We start from the raw sequence: 20,423 nt of genomic DNA on the forward strand, positions 1-20,423 counted from the left end.
GCGAGTTAAATAACTCGGACTCTGTTTATCATAAATAAGAATCGATTAAATTTTATTTAGATTTATTATTCATTAACTGTTTAGCTTTATTAATCGAATTAATAATGGTGACTCTATCGACATCGGTACGTTCTGAATCCAGCACTTTTTGCCATAAATCAATTGCTTGTTGGTATTTAAACTCAACAAACTTATCATTGGCTAACAATGTCAACGCGGCTTGATTATAGGGATCAATATTTAATGATGCGGTCAGTAATGCTGTCACTTCGTCTGTCATAGATTGCTTAGATAGATAATAAAGTACCGTTGCTTTCGCCGCTAACTGATTAGCAGATACATCGTTACTCAAACGAATACTGTAATTAAAACACTGAAGTGCATTTTCTAACTCATTTTTAATTAAGTAGCCTTCTCCCAATTGAAACCATAACTCTGAATTATTGGTATCTTCTCTTAGCTTATCTTGTAACGAAGTCATTTGAGATTCATAGGTGACCACTTGACTATCTTGTTCTATTTGTTGCTGACTTTTATTAATCAACGGTTGATGAAAAGCATTAATAACAAAATATAGAGTTGTAATTAAAGTTAATACGGCAGTAACCATTAATATCAATGGCCGTTGACTATTTGCTTTAGTACTTACAAATTGCGTATTTTTAAAGTGTTTTTTGTCATGAATAAAAATGGCCAAAATAACAATGAGAAGGGAAATAATCGCAATAATGAGAAATGGCATAGTCAGCTCCTTAAGTAACTCTGAACCGTGAAAACGATACTATTCTAGTCTTCTTAATGAAAAAAGAGAGCCGAACATCGAAATGGTCGGCTCTTAATCATCGATTGATATTGTTATAAACTAGATATCATTGGATTAATAGTTATACATTGCTTCGCGTTCTTTCGCTTCAGCTTCCCATTTAGGAACCACTGTTTCTAAGAACTCTTTCTTCTCAGCGTTTAGTTTATCCATATCCCAACCTACTGCTTTCTGTGCTGCAGCTTTCGTTGAGATATCAGGGATTTCAATGGGTTCAGTAATACCATGTTTAGCAAGAACACGAACTAACTTGGTACGTGCATCCGCAGACAACTCTAAAGAAGTCCCTAATACTTCTAACGCAACTTCAGGAGCATGCATATGAATACCATGTGAAGCGATTGCATAATCCCAACGCCATTGTGAATGACGAATATCTTTAAGGATTGGTTCCATCTCTTCTTTGGTTGCGCCTACTTTCCAAGCTTCACCAGCTTCAAAGTGAGCGGCAACTAATTGACGTTCTGCTGCTAACTTAAGTTTAAGCACTTGATCTTTACGTGATTTAACAATGTCTTGCATCTGCTTTTTAGACTGAGTGTGACACTTTGAACAAGTATCTTCGAAACGGTCAAATGGGTTACCGACTTTATGATCAGTAAACACCGTACCATCTTCGTTCGTCACTTTAGGCATGTGACAATCGATACAGGTTACATTATTCTTACCATGAATACCCATACTCCAAGTTTCATACTCAGGGTGCTGTGCTTTTAGCATTGGTGTTTTAGAGATCTTGTGAGTCCAGTCAACAAACTCAATGCTGTCGTAGTACTCTTCCATTGAATCAACGTCCATACCTTGATCCCATGGGAATTTAACAAAACCTTTTTTACCTTCTACTTTTTCAAAGTAATACTCAACGTGACACTGACCACAGATTTGAGACTGTTGATCTAGTCGAGATTGATCTTCAAAAGGTTTACCAATCGCATTCATTGCACGATTTACGTGCGGCTTGTTGATTTGTAGTGCTGGCCCACCATTTTTGAACTCTTCAGTATTCGTTGCATGACAATCAGCACAGCCAATTGGGTTGCTAACTTCTGCACCTAAACGAGCCCACTTACCAGAGAAGTATCCCTCTTCACCACGTTCTTCGATCAAACGACCTACATCCGGACTTTTACAGCTCCAACATGCCATTGGCATTGGGCCATTGTCAGGTCCTGTTGGACCACCTGTACGTAATGTTTGACGAATATCATCAATCGCGTAAAAGTGACCGCGTGGTGCATTATAGTCTTTAGAGAAGCCGTAGCCAGCCCATAGAACGACCATATTCGTATCACCACCGATACCATCGGTTAATTTTTCACTTTCTGAAGTAGCTTTCCATGTCTCGTATTGATCAGCATGTTGAGCAGCGAACTGGTCATTACGCGGATCGCCTTGTTTCATGGTTGAACTATCAGCAGCGCTTGTTAACCCACTAAATAAAATTGTTGCAGCAAGAGTGAGCGTGGTTAAAACACGACGATTAAACTGTATTTTCAAAATTTTTCTCCGTAATTCTTAATACATTTATAGAGCGTTGTGTGGATCTAAACAATGAACTAGAGAATCACAGATATCATAATTTATTATAAATTTAAAAATAGGGGGCGCATGCAATGCAATTGATCCAGATCAATTTTACTAGGTGATCTATTGCACATAATTTAAATAATGCCAAATAGGTAGTTAAATAAAATTGAACTATCAAAAATTGTAGTAATTCATGGAGTGATAATAAGTATCATTTGAAAGAAAACTATGAAATCTAACTCATTTATTTCATTGCGTTACTTTAAAATATCATTTATGATGCAATTTATAGCGTTGTGGCTAACAATTGAATTATTGCATCATTTAATGACGGAAAATAATAAGTATAAAATTACCTATTTTGACTTATATTTCTGTTCAAATTGGTAATATTTATACAAAAAATCATTACACCAATAATGAAGCAAAGGATATCTAATGAGTAAAATCAATAGTATTCTAGTTAAAATGTTAATAGGAATATTAGCCCTTTTTAGCTATGGATTCTCGCTCACAGCGATGGCTGAAACACCACAAGTTTCAGACTCGACCCCCTCAACTCGACATGTCGTTACATTAACACGTGATCGTGATGTGGCTTGTACTCAGTGTCATAAAGACGCCGAGCAAACCATCAGTACCTCTCATAATGATCATGATGTTTTCAATAAAATAAATAAAAATATCAACTGTGTCGATTGCCACAGTAACATCGGTCCCGATCATCGTGATGGTGGTTCAACGGTAATTAAATACAGTGCAGCTCAAACTGAAGTTGGAACAGATAAAAAGGTTGAATCACACAATCAAATTTTAGACGCCAATAAAGAGTGTAGCGACTGTCACACCCCTCAGAAATTGCAAGAAGATAATTGGACACATGATGTTCATGCTGATGAATTGACCTGTTCTTCTTGTCACAGCTTACATAGCAGCAAAAATTCTATCCTTGAGTTGAATCAGAAGCAAAAAGTGGGTGCTTGTGTAGCTTGCCATAGCGACTTCAATCAAATCAAAGCAAAAAATGAGGAGTCAGAATGAGTTGTTCAAGACGTAAATTTTTAGCGGGTAGCGGTGCTGTCATTATGACGACCGGCGTAGCTGCAACTTCAATGAGCTCTCAAGTTCTTGCCTACACCATGAAAGATGGTAAAAAACGTTACGGTATGGTTCATAATGAATCTGCATGTATTGGCTGTACTGCTTGTGAAGAAGCGTGTCGTGAAGTAAACCAAGTTCCTGAAGGTGTTTCTCGTTTAGAGATTATTCGTAGTGAGCCAAAAGGTGAATATCCAAACGTTGAGTATACCTTCACACGTAAATCTTGTGAGCATTGTGAGAACGCACCTTGTGTCATGGTTTGTCCAGTAAATGCGGCTTATAAAGATGAAGAAACCGGCATCGTTGATGTTGATCATGATATGTGTGTCGGCTGTGGTTACTGTATTGCCGCTTGTCCTTACCAAGTTCGTTTCTTCCACCCAGTATCAAAAACTGCAGATAAGTGTAACTTCTGTCGTGATACTAATTTGGCAGAAGGTAAACAACCGGCTTGTGTTGAATCATGTCCAACTAAGGCACTAACATTTGGTGACTTAAACGATCAAAATAGTGAGATTAATTTGGTGCTCAACCAAAATGCTTACTATCGCGATAAAGTTGAACTTGGAACACAACCAAAGCTATTTAAAATTCCAAGTAAGCCAGGGGAGATAAAACGATGAGTGCATGGGAAGCCGCGTTTAACTTTGATTCTTTAGTTTGGGATTGGATTATTGCCATTTACCTATTTTTAGCCGGTGTTTCTGCTGGTGCGGTAATGTTAACAATCTACCTGAAGAAAAATGTTATCAAAGGTGATGCATCAGAGAGTGGAATTATTAAAGCCATGGCTTTATTAGCACCTCTTGGTATTATCATTGGTTTAACTATCTTAATCTTCCATTTACACCGACCGCTGACATTTTGGCACTTAATGTTTAACTTCAATCCATCATCAATTATGTCGATGGGTGTGGTGTTATTCCAAGTCTATATGGTGGTTCTGTTTGCTTGGTTGGCGATAATTTTTCATAAGCAACTTCGCGCTGTTCTTCCTGAAAAGTTAGACTTTGTGAATGTGATTATTGAAAAAATCCAACCATTAACGAAAACCATTGAGTTTGTATTAGCTATCTTGGCTATCTTACTCGCTGCATATACTGGTTTCCTACTTTCAGCATTGAAAACTTATCCATTGTTGAATAACCCAGTATTGCCAGTTCTATTTCTATTCTCTAGCTTATCATCAGGTGCTGCGGCATGTTTACTGTTTGGTATTATCGGCTTTAAAGAGTCTAGTCATAGTGACGCCGTTGCTTGGTTACACCGAGTTGAAAAGCCAGTCGTTCTATTTGAACTCTTCTTATTGGTAACTTTCTTTGTTGGCCTCATTTTAGGTGGTGGACAAAGTGAAGTCGCAGCTTGGAATGCAATTGGTCATGGCTTCTGGGCAACCTGGTTCTGGGTAGGTGTCATCGCAGTTGGAATGATTATTCCTTTAGCGATGAACTACTTTGCGCCAACAAAAGTACAAAAAACCAATGGTTTTGTGCTGGTTGTGACTTCATTAAGTTTGATTGGCGTACTGATGTTACGTATCTTCATTCTATATGCTGGTCAAATGACACTGGTCTAAACGCATAAGTACTATCTTCATGCCGCTTTATTATTTTAAATAATGAATAAAGCGGCATTTGTTTTTAGTTTCTTTTTTATTGTTTATTTTTATTTTTTTCGTTACGTTACATCATTTATTTTTTACTATTTGTTTTTATATTATTAATAAGTTAAGTTTTATTTTGTTATTGGTTACTATCCTAAATTAAATTATTAGGATGATATGATAACGCTTTGTTAAATTAAAATAGGTTTTATATGATTTCACAGTTAGGACAACTTTGGTTGGTTTTTGCCACCGTTCTCTCACTCTCTTCAATCTTTGTTGTTGCTATTGCTCGTAAGCCTAAATTTAATTATTTACAATCCATTATTTTCCCTCTTTCTAAATTAACCTTTCTGTTTACTTTATTGTCGATTTGTATCCTAGGTTATGGGTTTTATGTTAATGATTTTGCAATTAAATATATTGCTGAACATTCTAACTCACACTTACCGACTATGTTCCGTCTTGCAGCTGTATGGGGAGGGCATGAAGGCTCTCTGCTATTTTGGGTGCTGACATTAAGTGGCTGGTGTGCGACCATCGCATTTAAACGTAAATCCTACCCACAGCAATATATTATTTATGTTCTTGTCATTCTTAACGCCCTCACCTTTTTATTTGCTCTGTTTACATTAATGGCATCAAACCCTTTTCAGGTCTTTGCTTATCCATTAACAGAGGGGCGTGATCTCAATCCAATGCTACAAGATATTGGTTTAATCATTCACCCTCCTCTACTCTATTTAGGCTATGTGGGATTTGCAGCAAGTTTTGCTTTTGGTTTAGCTTCTCTTTTTGTAGATGAAGAACAACGAAAAAATCTAGACTGGTATGGTTACTGCCGTAGTTGGACAATGGTTGCGTGGTTATTCCTTTCACTTGGTATTATTCTTGGAGCATGGTGGGCGTATAATGAGCTAGGCTGGGGCGGTTGGTGGTTTTGGGATCCCGTAGAAAACATGTCTCTACTTCCTTGGCTTGCAGGCACAGCACTACTCCATTCGCTTATTGGCAGTCAAAAACGTGGTATTTTAAGGCACTACACACTTTTATTGACGATGATTATCTTCACACTCAGTATTTTAGGCACGTTTGTCGTACGTTCAGGTGTGTTAACGTCAGTTCACGCATTTGCGGTTGATCCGACACGAGGGTTAATCTTGCTCGCTATCTTAATGGCGGTTCTCTCTATCGCCTTTATTATCTATGCATTGCGCTATCAGGCCATCAAATCGACATTAATCACCTCATTTGTCAGTCGTGATTTTCTGTTTCTATTACTGAATGCACTGTTCTCTGTCACTCTTTTTATGGTCTTGCTCGGCACCTTCTATCCGATGATTTTCCAAGCGTTTAATTTAGGACGAATATCTGTTGGCGCACCTTATTTCAATGCCCTTTTCTTGCCTTTGGTGATGATAGCCCTTATCTTTATGGCGTTAAGTTATTGGTCTAACTGGCAAGATAAACCTGTTTTAGCAAAAAAGACATTTTTTAAACAAGTTACGATGACTTTTGTTGTCGCCTTTATCTGTTCTGCTATTTTTTATCAAGCACAAGCGAATACCTTGCACCTTGTTCCACTATTGGTTATTGGATTGAGTTTTTGGGTGGTTATTACCAATCTTCACCTACTGATTAAGAGTAAAGGAACAAAATCAGCGATGGTCTTTGCTCATATTGGTATTGCCATCATAGCGATTGGGGCAGCGATGAACAGTTATCACTCATTTGAAGTCAATGCTAAAATGGAACCCGGTAAAACAACAGAAATTGCAGATTACCAAGTTAACTATCTTGATACTGAGTTAATTGTTGGTGCAAACTATACCGCGGAACAAGCGCAACTTGAGATAAAAAAAGCCGGTAAATTTGTTACTTTAATTCAGCCAGAAAGACGCTTTTATCAGGTTCGGGTCATGAATATGAGTGAACCTGCGATTTACAGCTTATGGAATGGTGATATCTATATTACACTGGGTGAAAAGCTGGATGATGGTAGTTATGCATTAAGAATTCAATTTAAAGCTTATATCTCTTGGATCTGGTATGGCTCTTTTATCGCGATGTTTGGTGGGCTCTTAACCTTACGTAAGAAATTCTATTCATGAATTGCTCATTTAAAACCTCGATTAAGAATCATAAAAATAAGGTTTAACCATCAATGAATAAAACTAAACCTAAAGGTAAATTTGCCTTAGTTCTCGTTATTTTAAGCCTGTTACTATTAGCTGGATTATTGTGGTTTGGCTTAACGAATAAAAGTGATGAGCAATATCAACCGATGCAAGGAAAACCCGTACCAAAATTCTCAATTTCATCGTTAAAAGATAAAAAAATTAAAATTGATCAATCTATCTTCTCTCAACACAATTGGTCATTATTAAATGTGTGGGCGACGTGGTGTGCGCCTTGCCAGCAAGAACACCCTTATCTTATTGAACTAAAAGAACGAAGAGTCCCAATTTACGGGCTTAATTATCGAGATACACCAAGCTTGGCCAATAAATGGTTATCAGGCAAAGGTGATCCTTATATTGCAACATTAAGTGATACTAAAGGTCAGTTAGGGCTTGATTTTGGGGTTTATGCAACGCCTGAGACATTTATTATTGATCAATCAGGTACAATACTCTATCGCTACACCGGTGTCCTTACTGAAGAAATTTGGCGACAGCATTTTAAACCGATCATCCAACAAATAAACAGCAATCCAAAAACGGTCAATTAATGAGAAATACCACAATGAAATCGATGATAAAACCTATTCAATTAATGCTGTTTTCTGTAATGATGCTATTCTCTCAGTATGCAATAAGTGACAACGTCACTAACCTATTTAGTGCAACGGATAAACAGGTCACTGAACAGGTGGAGTTATTTCAGTTTAATTCTCCAGAACAGCAAGCTCATGCAATTAATTTAGCGAAATCTCTGCGATGTCCTCAATGTCAAAATCAAAATTTAGTTGAGTCAAACTCCCCCATTGCCAAAGATCTTCGATTGTTAGTGTATAAAAAAGTAAAATCTGGCGAAAGTGATCAACAAATCATCGACTATTTAACCTCAAGGTTTGGGGATTTTGTACTTTATAAACCGACGATAGAACCAAAAAACTATCTATTATGGTTCTTACCTTTTGGACTATTTCTTTTATTAATCTCTATTTTTGCTCGAATGATACTGAAACAAAGAAAAGCGATAAAAGATCAATAAATCGATATTAGAATACCCAACCAAGAGATTAATTTATTTGCTTATTTAAGGGCTGAATTTGGATATGATTAATTAAGTCGATTAACGAGCGGTAGCTTTATAACGACTTTTAGTCCTTTTAATCTTTTGTTTGAATTTACCCCTGAGGTTATCTCTAATTTACCACCATGATGCTCTGCTATCGCTTTAACCATTGGTAGTCCAAGACCAAACCCCGACTGTTGACGGCTTGAATCAACTCGGTAAGATCGCTCCACCAGCCGATCAAGATGTGAGCTTTCAACACCTTTACCACTGTCCTCTACAATGAGATCGATTCCTTCCCTATTTGACCAATAATTCACAGAAAGCTGTATTTTATCACCTTGTGAACAGTACTTTATCGCATTATCCACTAAATTAAACAGTGCTTGAAAAAGTAATCGTTTATCACCTAAATAGCTAATCTCAGTGTATTCTGAATTAAGCTGTTCTCCACACTCTTCAGCAGAAAATGATAACATATCGACCACATCGTCAATCAAATCATTTATTGAGATCTCTTGTCGAACAACAGGTTGATGGTGGCTTTCTAGTTTTGTTAACGCCAACATTGCATCGAAAGTGTGGATAGTATTATCCAACTGTTCTATCTCAATTCCAATGCTTTCATCTTGGCTCAAACGCTGTTCTAAGCCCAACCTCACTCGGGTTAAAGGCGTTCTAAGGTCATGGGCTATATTGTTAGTGATCCCTCGAACGGTTTCTAAATTAGTCTGGAGAGTATTAACCATATTGTTAATTGAAAGTGCAAGTTGATCAAACTCATCCCCGTTAGGTTGATAAGTGAGTCGTACTGCAAGATCACCCAGCTCGACCTTCCTTATATCATGATTAAATTGATTCAATCTTTTAAGTTGCTTGGATGCAAAAAGGTACCCGATCAACAAGGTAAGTAATAAAAGCCCGCCACCAATCATCGCTGCAAGATTAATAAAGCGTTGTATAAGTTGACTTAATGCTTCAGTAGGCAGCGCAAAAGCAAGTTTGCCATAACGAGTATTGACTTGCCCTGCCGTGAGTAACCGAATACTTTGTCTTTTGGGATCGTAGGTAGGGATTTCACTGGTTTTTGGTAATAATGGTACACCAGCAGGGAAATGATTGAGGGCACCGTGAATTAATTCTCCCTGTTGCCAGATAATTAAGATCCTCTGATTATCGGCAACGAGATTAAATTGTTCTGTAAACTGTGACTCACTACTACTATTAGCAACCGCAATAAAATGATCCCTTTGTTGTGTTAATTCATTAATCACTTGCCGCTTCTGCTCACCGATTAATAGTTGATAAAGCAAAATCGTCATTAACAACAGCATCAAAGTAACGATGAACGATAACCCTAATGTTAACCGCCAAACTGAATTAAATTTAGGATTAAATGCTTTTTTAAATGATCGCAATAGACTAACGACACTACTCATGTTTTATACTCAACCGATAGCCCGCCCCTCTTACCGTTTCAATGATTACGGTTGCTCCAGCCGCAGTTAACTTTTTACGTAAACGGGCGATATGAACATCAATCACATTAGTACCCGGATCAAAATATTGGTCCCAAACTGATTCAAACAGTAACGTTCTTGTCACCAATTGGTCTTTATGTTCAAGTAAAAATCTAATTAATTTAAACTCTTTTGCTTGCAAATCGACATATTGATCATTAATAAAGAGTTTATGAGCCAATATATCGAGAGAAAGGTTCCCTAATAATATTTCTGTTCCTTCGCTCTGATCTTGTGGCTGTTTAATTAAGCGTTCTGCCCTTAATAACAACTCAGCGAAAGAAAATGGTTTAACCAGATAATCATCACTCCCCGCTTTTAATCCCTTGATACGCTCATCAACATCGCCTAAAGCAGATAAAATAATCACAGGTGTTTTATTGCCGCTGGCTCGCAGTGCAATAAGGATCGATAAACCATCTAATTTAGGTAGCATCCTATCCAAGATAATCAAACGATAGCTTTCAGACGTCGCCAAAAATAGACCTTGTTGACCATCATCGGCAGTATCAACGACATACCCTTGCTCTTTAAACCCTTTTTCTAAATATCCAAGGTTAGTTTTATCATCTTCAATAATTAATACTTTCAAATTAGGCTCCAAAAATCATTTTATTCGAGGTGAACAATCGCAGGCAGCAAGCTAACTACTTCAAATATGAAGGATATATATGACTGATTTAAGTATATACCCAAAATTATTGAAGGCGAGCAAACGGTTTCAAGTATGGAGAGTTCTTCATCGATCAGAATCATTTTTTATTACGTTATTCTGCTTTCTTAAGCAAAAAAAGCCCGTTAATAGAAGATAAGTCTCTATCAACTAACGGGCTTTTATCTTGCAAATTTTCATCACAAGTTAATCTTATTTTTAGATAAAATTAACTTAAATCAACATCTTTAACACCAAAGAAGTGAGTAAAGATATAACCAGCAATGTATGAAATTAAAATACCCGCCGCGTAAACAGCCATTCCCATAAAGATACCCGCATTAGACGTCATCAATGGTAAAGCAACCAAACCAGAAGGGCCAAAGACAGTATTAAGTCCAACAGGCATCCCTAAATATGCAATAAGACCAATAAAGAAGCCGCCTGTTGCGCCGCCTAAACAAGCGGTAATGAATGGCTTCACTCTTGGTAATGTCACACCATAAATCAATGGTTCACCAATCCCTAAAATACCGGGAATAATTGTGCCTTTAATTTGTGTTCTAATTAATGAGTCTTTCGCTGCTTGCTTATAAAGTGCTAATGCGGCACCAACTTGACCAGCTCCTGCCATTGCTAATATTGGGAACAATGAGTTAAACCCTTGAGCATCCATTAGAGCAAAATAAACAGGCACAAAACCCTGATGAATACCAAACATGACAGAGATTAAGAATAAACCCGCTAAGATAGCACTACCAAATGGGTTACCATTTAAATTTAGAAACAGCCAAGTCATCCCTTGGTATAAATAACCACCAATTGGCATGATAACCACAAAGGTAACAACACCCATGATTAACAATGTCACAAATGAAGTTAAAATCATATCTAAGCTATCAGGCATGATCTTACGTACGGCTCGTTCCACTTTCGCACCAACAATTGCCGCAATCAATACACCAATGATATTTCCTCGAGGATCTATCGTATGTCCAAAGAACGAGCTAATACCAGAATAAATACCTTTTGTTGCTTCAGGATCATAGCCTAATACAAAAAGTGCCGCTATTATTGCCCCATTAACACCTGAACCACCGAAGGCTTTTTGAGCGTTATAACCAATAAGAATACTTAAGAAGCTAAATAGACCTTTACTGAATATCTTCATGTAGCCAATAAGATAAATAAGATCTTCATTTGGTGTTGACGTGTTATGAACAAATAGTTGTTCAAATAAGGTGGCAAAACCTAACAATAAACCCGCAGCAATAAAGCCTGGAATTAAAGGGGTAAAAATAGTGGCAAATTTAGAAAGAAATTGATGAATCTTAGAAGTCTGCTTTGCTTTTAACTGTTTTTTATTACTTTTTGCAATATCATTAAGATCTGCATCTGTCGTCATCCCTTCTGGTGTGACGATTTGTCCTACCGGTGCGCCTATTTCAGCCAACATTTCGCTCATTAGTTCAGCAGCAGTTTGTGCTTTACCTGGACCAAGGATAATCTGTAATTGCTCATCACTTTCGACGACACCTAAGACACCACTAAGGCGTTTAAGTTTATCTTGGTCAACAACATTACTATTACTCAACGTTAAACGTAAACGAGTCATACAGTTACCACATTGAGTAACATTCCCTGCCCCACCGATTACAGCAATAATATCGGTTATTAACTCTCGGGTTATTTTTGCCATTTTTCAACGCTCCTTGTATGAAATTATTTGAGTGCTTGACGAATGAAACCATCTTTTGCTTCAAGTCGACTTGCGGCTTCTACTGCATTGGTTTTCGTTAATATTTTTACAATCGCAGTTTTACAATGGTTGTTACATTCAGATAACGCCTCAGCTGCTTGCTCATAGCTGCAATCTGTCGCTTCCATCACAATCTTTTTTTGACGTTCAATTAATTTGGCATTGGTCGCCTCAACATCTACCATCAAATTGCCATAAATTTTACCTGAACGGATCATTGCACCGGTCGAAATCATATTTAAAACCAACTTTTGTGCCGTTCCTGCTTTCATGCGCGAAGAGCCTGTCACAACTTCTGGTCCAACAACCACAACCATGGGGAAGTCAGCTAACTTAGCCATTTCACTTTCTGGATTACAACTAATGGAACCCACTTTAGCTCCACACTGTTTGGCATACTCCATTGCAGCAATCACATAGGGCGTACGTCCACTCGCAGCAATACCCACTAAGGTATCATTAGCGTTGAAATTAAGATCTTTAAGATCCTGTTGCCCCATTTCTCGATTATCTTCCGCGTTTTCTACTGCGCTTAATATTGCTTGATGCCCACCAGCAATAATGCCAACTACCTGTTCTTTAGGTGTACCAAAAGTCGGAGGACATTCACTCGCATCTAATATACCTAAGCGCCCAGAAGTACCTGCACCGATGTAGATTAAACGTCCACCTTTTTTAAATGAATCGACGACTGCATCAACAACTTGAGCAATGGTCGGTGTAATCGCTTCAACAGCCAACGCCACTTTTTTATCTTCATTATTGATGATTTTCAGCATCTCTTCTGTCGAAACCATATCAATCATTTCGCTTGCTTTATTACGACCTTCCGTAACTAAGCCATTAAGCTCAATTTTCATTTTTAATTCCTTTCCATACCGGATTAATGAATAATTAATTCCATTATACTTAAAAGTAAGAAATAAAAAATTCAAAACGTTAAAACAGACTCTAATTTATGACTAAGGTCACAACCAAGCTATCAAGAATATAAAGAGGTAGATAAAAACTGAGGAAAATAGACCATTACTCCTACCTGTTTTTATGGCAATATAAGATTCAGAACAGGTAATAACAGAGCGTTGAAATGTCCGTATTGGTTAAAATAAGTAATCTACAATCAGAACTGTCCACCAATGGAAAGAAAATTGCTCAGATGATTTTGCAGCAACCTGAGTTTGTTATGGGTGCCTCTTCTATGGAGCTTGCTGAACGAGCTGAAGTCAGTCAATCTGCAATCATTAAGTTTTCTCAAAAAGTAGGTTTTAAAGGGTTTACCTCCCTTAAAATAGCTATCAGTAAATCGGTAGGCGAAAACCATGTTCGTCAACAAAGTACCCACTCCCCGATTCATAACCAAATATCTTCCGATGACGCTTTATCGACCATTGCGGATAAATTAGCAAACGAGAAGATACTCGCCATTGAAGCAACGACACGCTCAGTTAACGATGAAGTTCTTCATCAAGCGATCGCTTTAATAGACCAAGCAAAACGAGTTCAAATTATTGGATTAGGCGCATCAGCTCTGGTGGCTCAGGATTTTAGCTATAAGTTACTAAAAATTGGTGTGACGCCTTTAATAGATCGAGATTCACATGTTCAATTAGCGACCACAAAAATATTAACAAGCGAAGATATTCAAGTCGTGCTGTCATTTTCAGGGAAGCATCAAGAGATAAATAATATTGCTAGTATAGCAAAACAACAAGGTGTCACCGTGATCGCATTAACCTCGGTAAAACAAAGTAAATTAAGAACCATCGCAGATATTACTTTTGATTGTATTGCTGATGAAGCAGAGTGGCGTAGTTCGTCTATTTCATCACGTGAGGCACAGCAGACGCTGATTGATTTACTCTTTTTTGGTTTAATTAAACGTCGAGGAAAAAGTGCTGAAGAATCAATTATTCATATATCCAATGCAGTAAAGGAGCTAGATTAGCTCCTTTACATACCATAATTTATGAGGAATGTAGCTTAATTTAGTCCCACTTTAGAATAGGCAAAACTTGGCCATTGTTTAGGTCAATCGCTAATCGTTTTTTCCCCGTTTCACTAATTTGTTTTAGCTGAATATAATTAATTCCAGCATCGCTCTCTAGCTCAAACTCAACAATATAACTCGGATTTTTAGTTGCTGTTTTAGCGAGTAACTCACTCAGTGCCATATTTTGTTTATTAAATGCCGCCACTGCCGCTAGGGTATCATTATCATCATGATCAACGTCATCATATTCTTGCTCAACGATATTTCCTTTTGCATCTAGATCTAATTCAAGAAAACGGTTTTCATCTTTATTATATAACGTCACTTCATAGGTTGCTGCACCGCGTTCCATTTCGAATTCAAACTCGGTAATAACCGCTGTTGTTTTATATTCAGTTTCTACCTTTTTAACTATTTCCATCACAGAAGGCGAAGGTAACTGACTAATCTCTTGAAATTTATTGCCGTGATGTCCAGCCATTGCAGACGCAGTAAATGCGATAGCTGGAATGGTAATCAATGGTGTTAACGCTGCTGATTTAATCTTCATAGTTTGTACCTTCTTTTTATCAAATATGTATTTATTAAATGTTCGATGCCTAACCGATGAAAGAAGTATAGAACACCCCAACTATCTTCAAGATGAATACAAGATTAAATAAAGTTAATGTTCTCTTCCAACGGTTAGCACACTAATTTTAATAGTGATTAAAAAACCCAGCAAAAAGTTGAATATCAACGCCACAAATTTAAATGATCAACTAATATTAAATAACAATAATACACATATCACATATCACATATCACATAATATTTAGGGATTCATTATGGTGCAAGAAACAAAGGTAATGAGGTATTTTATTATCGCCTCATTGGTCTGGGGGGTTATTGCAATGACAATAGGAGTAGCTTTAGCTGCTCAACTCTACTGGCCAGAATTAAACTTTACATCAGAACATTTTCAATTTGGCCGTCTCCGTCCACTCCACACTAATGGGGTTGTTTTTGGCTTAGTCTGTAATATATTAATTGGTGTTTCATTGTATGTGGTCTGTACGACATCAGAGACCAAATTAATATCGACTAAACTAGCATGGATTCTCTTCTATGGTTGGCAAATTTTATTGGTTATGGGATACATCACATTACCTTTAGGTTTTACCTCCACAAAAGAGTACGCAGAGTTAGAGTGGCCGCTTGATATTTTGATGGCTCTGTTATGGTTACTTTATGGCTATATCTTCTTTGCAACGTTAGCCACAAAAAAAACGAACCATATCTTTGTTTCTAACTGGTTTTTTGGCTCAGTCATTATTGTTATAACGATGATTTTTGTTGCCAATAACCTTGCCCTTCCTGTCACCTTAACTAAATCTTACTCTATCTTTTCAGGTGCCAGTGATGCATTAGTACAATGGTGGTGGGGACATAATGCTGTTGGTTTCCTTTTAACAGCTTCTTTTATCGGTATTAATTATTACACTATTCCGAAGGTGACCGGCCAGCCAATCTACTCTTATCGTCTCTCTATGATTAACTTTTGGGGGATTATTGGATTTTATACTTGGGCGGGAACTCATCATATGGTTTATTCGTCGATACCAGATTGGATTCAAAATATCGGTATCGTGATGTCTCTTCTTCTTTGGCTTCCTTCTTGGGCTGGCGCATATAATATTCTAAGAACAGTCACGGCAGATAAGAAAAAACTAAAAGAGAATTATATCCTCTGGTTCTTCTTATCAGCGATTATCTATTACGCACTTTCAACGGCAGAGGGTCCACTCCTGGCTATTCGCTGGTTTAATGCCATTGCCCATAATACCAACTGGATTATTGGTCACGTACATTCTGGCGCGTTAGGTTGGGTTGGCATGAGCTGTATTGGTGCGTTCTATTACATGATTCCAAAACTGTTTGGTAATAAACAACTCTACTCGATGCAGTGGGTAAAATATCATTTCTACTTAGCCAGTGCTGGTGTCTTGTTCTATATTATCGCGCTTTGGATTGCCGGAATTGGTCAAGGTGTCATGTGGCAGGCGCAAGAATCGACTGGCGCACTGAGTTATAGTTTTGTCGATACCTTAAACTTTATTTCTCCTTACATGTTCCTTCGCTTCTTCGGTGGTCTACTTTATGTTTCTGGAATGCTATTAATGGCTTTCAATCTCTATAAAACCGTCACTAACAAGCAACTATCAACAACGACTGTGGAGGGTTAAGCGATGAGTTTTAATATCACTAAATCGGTTACCGCTTTTATTAGTATCTCATTTGTTGTCGCCGGCTTCTCTTTTTTAGTGTGGGTATTACCTGGCTTTTTTGTAAACCCTCAACTCGCTAAAGTGACAGATGCTAAACCATTAAACGCATTACAACTGGAAGGACGTGATGTTTATATGTCTCAAGGTTGCCATGTTTGTCATACTCAGATGGTTAGAAATATTGAAGCCGAACGTATCCGTTATGGTCGAGCTAATAAAATGGAAGATGATATTTATGAATACACTTTTCTATGGGGCTCTTCTCGTATCGGGCCAGATCTTACCAATATCGGCTTGAAATACACCGCAGATTGGCAGATTAAGCATTTGAAAAATCCACAAAGTGTCGTACCTGAATCTATTATGCCTCCTTTCCCTTGGCTATTTGAGCAACCTATCGAGGCTTCAGTTACCAGTAAAAAAATGGCAGTAATGAAAAAATTAGGTGTTCCTTATACCGACAAACAGATTGCGAAGGCAGCAGATGATGTCAAAGGGAAAACTAAAGGTGATGCACTGGTTGCTTATTTAATGAGCTTAGGCGTTGATACTCACAATAATCAGGAGGATCTACAATGAGTAATTTTTGGCATGATTGGTCGAGCGTTTTTACGCTCCTCTTCTTCCTTTGTATGGTATTAGCGGTTGTTGGCCTCTTTCGAAGCAATAATAAAGCGGATTCCAAAAAAACCTTAGGGACATTTGATGGTATTAAAGAAAATGATGCCCCTATCCCAAATATTCTATTTTTAGGGTATCTCACCTTCTTTATCGGTGCCGTTGTCTATTTAGTTCTATTTCCAGGCATTGCCTCTTGGAAAGGGCTTTTAAATTGGACTGGCGAAACAGATTCGGTCAAAGGGCATGTAGTAAATGTTGATAAGGTGATTGAGACCACATTAAAGACACCAACTAACACCCCCTTACCGTATTAGCAAAAAATCACGATTTGACTCAAGCAGGTGAAGCACTCTTTAAAGATAACTGTGCCGCTTGTCATACTATTTCGGGACAAGGTCAGTATAATTTTCCTAACCTAATTGATAGTGATTGGCTGTATGGTGGTAATGACCAACACATTATTACCAGCATCACTCATGGCCGACATGGCATGATGCCGGCTTGGGATACTCAATTATCAGACAAACAAGTCACCCAATTGACTCAATACGTGTTAAATATTAATAACGTCAAAGATGTTGATCCGCTATTTACCGCGAACTGTAGCTCTTGTCATGGACCCGATGGTAAAGGCAATCAAGCGATTGGCGCGCCAAATCTAACCGATGATATCTGGCTTCATGGTGGAACAGAGCAAGAAATTCATCACAGTATTGCTAAAGGTCTCAACAACCAAATGCCGGCTTTTGATAATCGTTTAACGGATAATCAAATCCTGCTGGTTGGTACTTATTTAAGAAGTATTCAGACTGACTATCCAGTTCAAGCATCTGCTCCAATAGTTGCTGGAAACACATCATCGTCAAAAATAGCAATGCCAGCAGCAGCTGCAACTTGTGTCGGTTGTCATGGCCAACATGGTGAAGGGTCTGGTGATGTTGCGCCAAAACTTGCTGGTTTATCTGCGCTCTATATTGAGAATCAGATTAAGCACTTCCAAGTTGGTCAGCGTCAAAATGTGACAATGAAATCTATGGTTGCCGCTTTAGACGCCAATTCAATCAAAGAAGTGGCGGAATATTATGCAAAACAGCCTGCCCCGCTTAAAGATAAATCACCGCGAGGCACCACGGTTATCTATACCGATCCCGCAGCAAAACTGGTTAACCAAGGTGACTGGCGTCGTCAAATTCCATCATGTGTCACTTGTCATGGTACGGCGACATTAGGTGTTGATGAATTCCCACGCCTAGCCGGTCAAAATGCTAGTTACCTTGAACGACAACTTCTAGATTGGCAACAAGGAAAACGAACCGGAGATCATGACAACATGATGAAAAATATTGCCGTCAAATTAACCAAAGATGAGATTAAAGCCGTTGCGCAATATCTCGCTAAAAAACAATAGGAGGTTGCAATGAAATATTTGATTACGCTAATTCCTCTGCTCTTTTCTTTCTCTGCAATGGCTGACCATTCAGATTTGATCGAAAAGCAACCCGATCTCCCATCAATCAATAAAATTGATGGTACTGAAATACTTTTTCCTTATGAATTGTCAGAGATCCCTGATACACCATTTGGTAAAAAGGTTAAACGTGGTTATCAATTAATGACTAACTCTCAAAGTGTGCGAGATCAATATGTCTTTAATGAGCAAAACTGTTCTAACTGCCACTTATCATCTGGCCGTCTAGCTAATGCAGCACCAATGGGCGCTTCTTATTTTGCTTACCCTGCGTACCGTTCTAAAAATAAGCATGTCAACTCTTATCAAGAACGTATCCAAGGGTGCTTTATCTATTCAATGAATGGAATCATGCCTGAAACCGACAGTGATATCTTAGTTGATTTTTCGGCTTATGCTTATTGGTCGGGTGTAACCACCTTATACAATATGTATGACCTAAAAGGTGTTCCCGTCCCTGAACTAACTGACAAGCAACTTTTAGTCGGTGGAAAAGTAGATAACTTCCCTTTCCATCCTGAACTGCAAAAAGCACTCGACAAGGCTGAAAGCACCAAAGATACAAGAGCAAAAATGCCAGGTCGTGGCTTCCCTAAATTAGCAAAACCTAAACTAAAACCTGATTATCGACGTGGTGAGCAGGTCTTTACTGAACACTGTGCTGCATGCCACGGCGCGGATGGTCAAGGTAAAGAAGTGGCAGGTATTAAATCTTTACCGCCACTTTGGGGGCCGAATAGTTATAACTGGGGCGCAGGTATGCATAAATTCAAAACAGCAGCTGCCTTCATTTATGAGAATATGCCTCTAGGAAAAAGCGTACAGTTAACTAAACAGCAAGCGTGGGATGTGGCTATATTTATGAATTCCCATGAACGTCCACAAGATCCACGCTTTAAAGGCACAATGGAAGAGACCAAAAAAGCCTATCACAGTAAAGGGGATGCCTACGGTCAGACGATCAATGGAGTAACATTAGGGAGCTCTGCTCTTGAAGAACATCATAAAGCAAACCCTCATTAAATTATTTCTAATCAGTCTTTAAAATTGAAACCCAATAGATTCATCATCTATTGGGTTTTTTCTTTATTTTGTTGAATTTTAAGACATCGAGATTATGAAGTGAATAGTTCAGAAAAGACTCTCTTTTCTATCTATACTCTATGTTACGATTTACTGGCAAATAAAAAACCAAGCATTTATCTTAAAGTCTTAATAGAACATAAGTTAAATGCTTGGTTTTCTACATCTCTTTTAAACGCTTATTTCTTAATTTGATCTTATAGACTTATACCCAAAGTAATTGGAGTGGCTAGTCAGCGGCAAGTGAATGAGCCCTCATGAGTATAGGTATACTCTATGATTGGGGCGAATGAGCGTAGCCAACAACCGAGCAACTTCAAGTAAGAAGGGTATCGTTACTAATCAGAAAGCAATTTCTCAATGTCCGTTCTATCAACAAACTTGGTATTGACTAACTCTTTATGTATTAAGCACAAAGCATAGTCTGAAGGGGACTCCAGCGCCTCTATCGAGCCCCATAAAGAGACGGCCTTTTGATCATCAATCTTTCCGGTATTTTTAATCTCATTATATTGACCATTAGATAAATCATATATTCGAATTAAACTCTCACCCATCATACGTTCCTCTGTTTTTTTAGACTATAAAATCAGGTTAGTTTTGTTCGAAAATAAATCAATATACGGACAAAAAATAATCAATTATTTTATCTAAAAGTGCTAGCCTTGTAGCAGTTTTAGAATTAACTGATCAAAGAATGAGAAAAATGGATAACAATTTGCTACTTGAAATTTAATGCTTTCCAAGCAGCAACCTAGCGACTTCAAGT

At 37.9% G+C, this 20,423-nt stretch carries 19 protein-coding genes and 1 pseudogene; 12 read left to right on the forward strand and 8 right to left on the reverse strand.

Translation table 11 applies throughout. From position 1 onward, the window contains the following. Positions 1–52 precede the first annotated feature (52 nt). Positions 53–742 (reverse strand): hypothetical protein, encoded by a 690-nt coding sequence (locus tag L0B53_RS14365; RefSeq protein ID WP_235060290.1) that lies wholly within the window; start codon positions 740–742, stop codon positions 53–55. A gap of 135 nt (positions 743–877) precedes the next feature. Further along, positions 878–2,248: pseudogene (gene nrfA, locus L0B53_RS14370) on the reverse strand (ammonia-forming nitrite reductase cytochrome c552 subunit); the annotation flags it as partial. Between the two features lie 540 nt (positions 2,249–2,788). Here nrfA and nrfB point away from each other — a divergent pair. From nrfB to L0B53_RS14400, 6 genes are all read left to right on the forward strand, one after another. Beyond that, positions 2,789–3,391, forward strand: a complete 603-nt coding sequence (gene nrfB, locus L0B53_RS14375) for a cytochrome c nitrite reductase pentaheme subunit (RefSeq protein ID WP_235060291.1) — start codon at positions 2,789–2,791, stop codon at positions 3,389–3,391. Next, positions 3,388–4,074: a cytochrome c nitrite reductase Fe-S protein gene (gene nrfC / locus L0B53_RS14380; protein ID WP_235060292.1), complete on the forward strand. Its 687-nt coding sequence runs from the start codon at positions 3,388–3,390 to the stop codon at positions 4,072–4,074. The genes nrfB and nrfC overlap by 4 nt, the downstream gene beginning before the upstream one ends. Beyond that, positions 4,071–5,027 carry a cytochrome c nitrite reductase subunit NrfD gene (gene nrfD / locus L0B53_RS14385; protein WP_235060293.1) on the forward strand — a complete coding sequence of 319 codons (957 nt, stop codon included), beginning with the start codon at positions 4,071–4,073 and terminating at the stop codon, positions 5,025–5,027. Before nrfC ends, nrfD begins: the two co-directional genes overlap by 4 nt. Before the next feature lie 239 nt (positions 5,028–5,266). After that, on the forward strand, positions 5,267–7,165 hold the full coding sequence (locus L0B53_RS14390) for a heme lyase CcmF/NrfE family subunit (protein WP_235060294.1): 1,899 nt from the start codon (positions 5,267–5,269) through the stop codon (positions 7,163–7,165). Between the two features lie 53 nt (positions 7,166–7,218). Then, on the forward strand, positions 7,219–7,785 hold the full coding sequence (locus L0B53_RS14395; protein ID WP_235060295.1) for a DsbE family thiol:disulfide interchange protein: 567 nt from the start codon (positions 7,219–7,221) through the stop codon (positions 7,783–7,785). 23 nt (positions 7,786–7,808) lie between these two features. Continuing rightward, positions 7,809–8,270 carry a cytochrome c-type biogenesis protein gene (locus L0B53_RS14400; protein ID WP_235062265.1) on the forward strand — a complete coding sequence of 154 codons (462 nt, stop codon included), beginning with the start codon at positions 7,809–7,811 and terminating at the stop codon, positions 8,268–8,270. Between the two features lie 68 nt (positions 8,271–8,338). On the opposite strand, the gene L0B53_RS14405 is transcribed toward L0B53_RS14400, so the two are convergent. The 4 genes from L0B53_RS14405 to murQ all read right to left on the reverse strand — a co-directional run bounded on the left by L0B53_RS14405 (position 8,339) and on the right by murQ (position 13,085). Further along, positions 8,339–9,733, reverse strand: coding sequence for a HAMP domain-containing sensor histidine kinase (locus L0B53_RS14405; protein ID WP_235060296.1), 1,395 nt, complete (start codon positions 9,731–9,733; stop codon positions 8,339–8,341). Next, positions 9,726–10,406 carry a response regulator transcription factor gene (locus L0B53_RS14410; RefSeq protein ID WP_235060297.1) on the reverse strand — a complete coding sequence of 227 codons (681 nt, stop codon included), beginning with the start codon at positions 10,404–10,406 and terminating at the stop codon, positions 9,726–9,728. Before L0B53_RS14410 ends, L0B53_RS14405 begins: the two co-directional genes overlap by 8 nt. Before the next feature lie 289 nt (positions 10,407–10,695). Next, complete coding sequence (gene murP, locus L0B53_RS14415) at positions 10,696–12,165, reverse strand: PTS N-acetylmuramic acid transporter subunit IIBC (RefSeq protein WP_235060298.1); 1,470 nt, start codon at positions 12,163–12,165, stop codon at positions 10,696–10,698. Positions 12,166–12,188: 23 nt separating this feature from the next. Beyond that, positions 12,189–13,085, reverse strand: coding sequence for an N-acetylmuramic acid 6-phosphate etherase (murQ, locus tag L0B53_RS14420; RefSeq protein ID WP_235060299.1), 897 nt, complete (start codon positions 13,083–13,085; stop codon positions 12,189–12,191). A 227-nt stretch (positions 13,086–13,312) separates the two neighbouring features. Between murQ and L0B53_RS14425 the strand changes: the two genes are divergently transcribed. Beyond that, on the forward strand, positions 13,313–14,170 hold the full coding sequence (locus tag L0B53_RS14425) for a MurR/RpiR family transcriptional regulator (protein WP_235060300.1): 858 nt from the start codon (positions 13,313–13,315) through the stop codon (positions 14,168–14,170). Positions 14,171–14,210: 40 nt separating this feature from the next. On the opposite strand, the gene L0B53_RS14430 is transcribed toward L0B53_RS14425, so the two are convergent. Further along, positions 14,211–14,765 (reverse strand): hypothetical protein, encoded by a 555-nt coding sequence (locus L0B53_RS14430; RefSeq protein ID WP_235060301.1) that lies wholly within the window; start codon positions 14,763–14,765, stop codon positions 14,211–14,213. A gap of 277 nt (positions 14,766–15,042) precedes the next feature. Between L0B53_RS14430 and L0B53_RS14435 the strand changes: the two genes are divergently transcribed. The 5 genes from L0B53_RS14435 to L0B53_RS14455 are packed head-to-tail and all read left to right on the forward strand — an operon-like array spanning position 15,043 to position 19,594. Then, a complete protein-coding gene (locus L0B53_RS14435) occupies positions 15,043–16,440 on the forward strand; it encodes a cbb3-type cytochrome c oxidase subunit I (protein ID WP_235060302.1) in 1,398 nt (465 codons plus the stop codon). Positions 16,441–16,443: 3 nt separating this feature from the next. Continuing rightward, complete coding sequence (locus L0B53_RS14440) at positions 16,444–17,061, forward strand: cbb3-type cytochrome c oxidase subunit II (RefSeq protein ID WP_235060303.1); 618 nt, start codon at positions 16,444–16,446, stop codon at positions 17,059–17,061. Continuing rightward, positions 17,058–17,417, forward strand: coding sequence for a cbb3-type cytochrome c oxidase N-terminal domain-containing protein (locus L0B53_RS14445; protein ID WP_235060304.1), 360 nt, complete (start codon positions 17,058–17,060; stop codon positions 17,415–17,417). The genes L0B53_RS14440 and L0B53_RS14445 overlap by 4 nt, the downstream gene beginning before the upstream one ends. A gap of 14 nt (positions 17,418–17,431) precedes the next feature. Then, complete coding sequence (locus L0B53_RS14450) at positions 17,432–18,511, forward strand: c-type cytochrome (protein WP_235060305.1); 1,080 nt, start codon at positions 17,432–17,434, stop codon at positions 18,509–18,511. Positions 18,512–18,520: 9 nt separating this feature from the next. Continuing rightward, on the forward strand, positions 18,521–19,594 hold the full coding sequence (locus L0B53_RS14455) for a c-type cytochrome (RefSeq protein WP_235060306.1): 1,074 nt from the start codon (positions 18,521–18,523) through the stop codon (positions 19,592–19,594). A 398-nt stretch (positions 19,595–19,992) separates the two neighbouring features. Here L0B53_RS14455 and L0B53_RS14460 read toward each other — a convergent pair whose 3' ends face one another. Beyond that, positions 19,993–20,214 carry a hypothetical protein gene (locus L0B53_RS14460; RefSeq protein WP_235060307.1) on the reverse strand — a complete coding sequence of 74 codons (222 nt, stop codon included), beginning with the start codon at positions 20,212–20,214 and terminating at the stop codon, positions 19,993–19,995. Positions 20,215–20,423 lie beyond the last annotated feature (209 nt).

This window comes from Vibrio sp. SS-MA-C1-2 (assembly GCF_021513135.1).
Lineage (GTDB): Bacteria > Pseudomonadota > Gammaproteobacteria > Enterobacterales > Vibrionaceae.